General features: G+C 60.7%; 5 protein-coding genes. 4 read left to right on the top strand and 1 reads right to left on the bottom strand.

Annotated elements, in window-relative coordinates:
- From QCM77_RS45375 to QCM77_RS45360, 4 genes are all read left to right on the top strand, one after another.
- Positions 1-1,552, top strand: a 1,552-nt coding sequence (locus QCM77_RS45375) for a thioesterase domain-containing protein (RefSeq protein WP_280097070.1), incomplete at its 5' end; no start/stop codon positions are given.
- 399 nt (positions 1,553-1,951) lie between these two features.
- The gene (locus QCM77_RS45370; RefSeq protein WP_184805674.1) at positions 1,952-2,254 is read left to right on the top strand and encodes a hypothetical protein; all 303 of its coding nucleotides are present in this window, start codon (positions 1,952-1,954) and stop codon (positions 2,252-2,254) included.
- Positions 2,251-2,700, top strand: a complete 450-nt coding sequence (locus tag QCM77_RS45365) for a type II toxin-antitoxin system VapC family toxin (protein WP_204513642.1) — start codon at positions 2,251-2,253, stop codon at positions 2,698-2,700. The genes QCM77_RS45370 and QCM77_RS45365 overlap by 4 nt, the downstream gene beginning before the upstream one ends.
- Positions 2,697-2,909, top strand: a complete 213-nt coding sequence (locus QCM77_RS45360; protein ID WP_280097069.1) for a hypothetical protein — start codon at positions 2,697-2,699, stop codon at positions 2,907-2,909. The genes QCM77_RS45365 and QCM77_RS45360 overlap by 4 nt, the downstream gene beginning before the upstream one ends.
- Positions 2,910-3,136: 227 nt before the next feature.
- Here the strand turns inward: QCM77_RS45360 and QCM77_RS45355 are convergent, their stop codons facing one another.
- The gene (locus QCM77_RS45355; protein ID WP_280097068.1) at positions 3,137-3,376 is read right to left on the bottom strand and encodes a hypothetical protein; all 240 of its coding nucleotides are present in this window, start codon (positions 3,374-3,376) and stop codon (positions 3,137-3,139) included.
- Between the last annotated feature and the right edge of the window lie 313 nt (positions 3,377-3,689).

Genomic DNA, 3,689 nt, shown 5'->3' with positions numbered 1-3,689 from the left:
GCTTTACATCGGCGGGGCGGGGGTCGCGCATGGTTATCTGAACTGTCCCGAGCTGACGGCGGAGCGGTTCATCGCCAGTCCCTTTGTGGAAGGCGACCGGCTGTACCGGACCGGGGATCTGGCGCGCTATCTGCCGGACGGCAATCTGGCGTTTTTGGGCCGCAACGACGACCAGGTGAAGATCCGGGGCTTCCGGATCGAGCCCGGCGAGATCGCGGCACGGCTTTGCGAGCATGCCTGGGTGCGCGATGCGGTCGTCGTGGCGCAACAGGATCGCACCGGCGAGAAGCGTCTGGTCGCCTATGTGGTTGCGGCTGCGGAGCACGCCGGCGAAGCTGAGGGATCTGACCTTGCCGGCACGTTGCGCGCGCATGTGAGTGCGCGGCTGCCCGACTACATGGTGCCGGCTGCGTTTGTGCGGCTGGCGGCGCTGCCGCTGACGGCAAACGGCAAGCTCGACCGCAAGGCGCTGCCGATGCCTGAGGATGCGGCCTATGCGCGCGCGGCCTATGAGCCGCCGCGGGGCGAGACCGAGACCGCGCTGGCGACGATCTGGGCGGAGCTTCTCGGTGTGGCGCGGGTCGGCCGCCACGACAACTTCTTCGACCTCGGTGGACATTCGCTGCTAGCGCTGCAAGTGCTTGAGCAACTCCGGCGGCGGGGTTTGATCCTCGATCTTTCCGTGCATTTCACGAATCCTCGTCTCGATCAGTGCGCCGAGAAGGTGCGCCCCGCATCGAAGAACCATCGAAAACCTGCGAGCCAACTTATTCCGCTTCGACTTGCGAACAGTCAGCCACTTATCCTCTGTCACGCCCTTGGCGGAGGGCTGAGCATCTATGATGACCTCGCGCGGGCGCTGCCAGCTACACAGACCATCTACGGTATACATGCCCTAGAGTTCGGTCACGAACTCCTGAAGGTCGGTTCGATTGACGAAATCGCCCAAGTCTATGCTCGGGCTATTGTGCCTGTGCTGCCGGACATGGCTTGTACGCTCGCCGGATGGTCCTTTGGCGGTGTGCTCGCCCACGCCGTTGCTGGGATACTAATCTCTGCAAACGTGAGGGTCGATTTAGTGGCAATGATCGATAGTGCCCATCCGTCGGCGCTAGGGACGCCTTCCACTCTCACCTTGGACCAGGAATGGTCTGAATTCCTTGCATTCCTTGTCGACGAGGGAGGATTGTCGCCTGAACACGATGCAACCATGGAAATTCGGCCGGGTGACTTCGCTACGCTCGCGAGCGCTGCTTTCGGTGCATGGAAAATCGGTGTACCGGCGCTTGAGGAAATCTTCCAATTGTTCATTCGCCATATTCGCGCGGGCAAACTATACGTGCCTAAGAAGGTTTCGGCGCTCTGCGTCTATTACACTCGGGAGTCCACTAGCGCAGCAACTCCATGGCACGCTGCTTTCGAGAGCGTCGTTGAAGGGCCCCCTCTTCCTGGCGATCATCGTTCCCTTCTGAAGCATCCAAATGTGACCGTTCTTGCGGAGGACCTCTCACATCGCCTTCCCGGCGAGGCAGAGTTGGTACCGGTTGTCTGAACAGAGTTCCGGGTCGATACCTCTGCCGCTGCCATGCGCACTTGTGCCGGAGCTGCAACGTCGCGGCCTGTTCCGCACGGAGTACGACGGCTCGAGCTTGCGCGATTCTCTCGGCTTAGCGCGTTGGCAAGATAGAAAGATCTTGTAAATCAATGGCTTGAATGGAAACGGAGCGGATGCTGGAGGGTCGCAGCGTAGCGGCGGGGCACGGGTCGACCGTCGTCGTAGCAATAATATTTTTGTGATCGCCTCCCTTGAAAGGGGGACGTCTTGCTACGGTGGCACTCCCCAGCACCTTGGAGAGGCCGTCTTCATTTGCCGGCACCGATAACAATTCCACCAGCCTTGCACTCCAAGGAAAACGTGGCTATATATCTGGATATAGCACGGAGGCAGGCGATGAGCAACAGTGCGCAGAAGAGAGCCCTCGAGAATTATCGGTCCCGTCTGACTGAGCGCGGCATCGCGCGGTTCGAGATCCAGGCGCTCGACGCCGACCGCGATCTACTCCGATCCCTTGCCCGGAAATTGACGGAGGAAGGTCCGGAAGCCGGGCAGCTTCGCCGCACCATACAGCAGGCAGTGGCGGGCGAGCCTCCGAAAGCGGGCGGCATTCTCGCCGCTTTGCGTCGCTCACCTCTGGTTGGCGCGGATCTCGACCTCAGCCGGCCGCGAGAAGAGGGGCGTAAGGTCGATCTGTGACCCGCTATCTCCTTGATACAAATATCATCAGCAACGTCATAAAGCCGGAGCCGTCGGGCTCGCTGCTGGCTTGGATGGGCGCGCAGAAGGACAACGACCTCTTCATTGCGTCGCTTACCGTCGCCGAAATCTGTCGAGGTATCTTGGAGAAGCCGAAAGGCAAGAAGCGTAGCAGCCTTGAAACTTGGTTCGCCGGCCCCGAAGGCCCGCAAGCGCTGTTCGCCGGCCGCGTCCTATCGTTCGACGAGAAAGCTGGCCTCGTCTGGGCGCGGCTGATGGCCAACGGCAAAGCCAAAGGCCGTTCGCGAAGCGCCCTAGACACAATCATTGCCGCCGTAGCCGAAGCTAACGACTGCGTCGTCGTGACCGACAATGAAAAGGACTTCGAGGGCGTCCAGATCATCAACCCGCTCCGTAGCTTTGGAAGCCAGGAGGCAGGCAGGTGACGATAGCTCGGACGGTCCGGCCGATTCATTTCGAGGATTTCGGCGGCAGCGAGTTCGAGCGCCTTGTGTTCGCGTACCGCCTTTGCGACGGCTGGACTGAACTTGCTTGGTTCGGCCAGACGGGAAGCGACCAAGGGCGCGACATCATCGGTACACGTCCGTTCGACGACCAACCGGACGAGCGCACCGTGATTCAATGCGTCAATTGAGGCAGCCTGACCCAAGCGAAGGCTGAGAAGGATATGACGGCAGCGGTCAACGCCGTGACGGGCAACCTGACGCTTTCAAGTTTGTATGCCGCAGCTGTATCTCGGCCCAGCGTCGCGACGAGGTTCGCTCGGCAGCCGCGAAACTGGGCGTCCCAAAAGTGGTGATCTGGTCCGGCGCGGAGTTCGAGGAGCATCTGCGGCTTCGAGCCGAATTCCTCCTACGGCGCCTACTCGAGGGCGTTCCCTTTCCTGATAGCGAGGTCGAGCTGCGCAATTTCGTCGATAAGTTTCAGGAGGTCGATGACGAACAGGCCCTGTCGATGTTCGTCCGCGCCTTCGACCGACCGGCGTTTCGAACGCCGTTTCAACAAGAGAGCAATCTCCACGCATTCCAACAGGCCATCGACGACACAATCCGGGTGCTCAGCACGGGGATATGGCGAACGCGAGAGGGTGCCGAAATCCACCGACTTCCTTCGCTTCACCACATCCGCGATGCCGGCATCCGAACAACGGTCCGTGAACTGGATCAGCTCCGACGCCGGTTCAAGGCGCTACTTTCCTCTGGCGAAATTCGGCCTTGCGGCTGCGGCAATCCCTCTTGCCCACCTTCATGCTTACCGACGCGGCAGCTCGTGAAATGGACCGAGCGCCTAAAGCGTGATGGCATTAGGTTCGATAGCCTGAATTTTTGAGGTAGTTGGCGCATTCCTCGGATGTGAAGGCATCGAGTGCGCGGCCGATTGCGGCGCAGACCGCGTCGACGGTTCGCGCGGCAGC

It is taken from the genome of Bradyrhizobium nivariense (genome assembly GCF_029846695.2).
Lineage (GTDB): Bacteria > Pseudomonadota > Alphaproteobacteria > Rhizobiales > Xanthobacteraceae > Bradyrhizobium.
The sequence above is the reverse complement of the archived record's forward strand: the minus strand, read 5'-3'. Positions and strand labels throughout refer to the sequence as shown.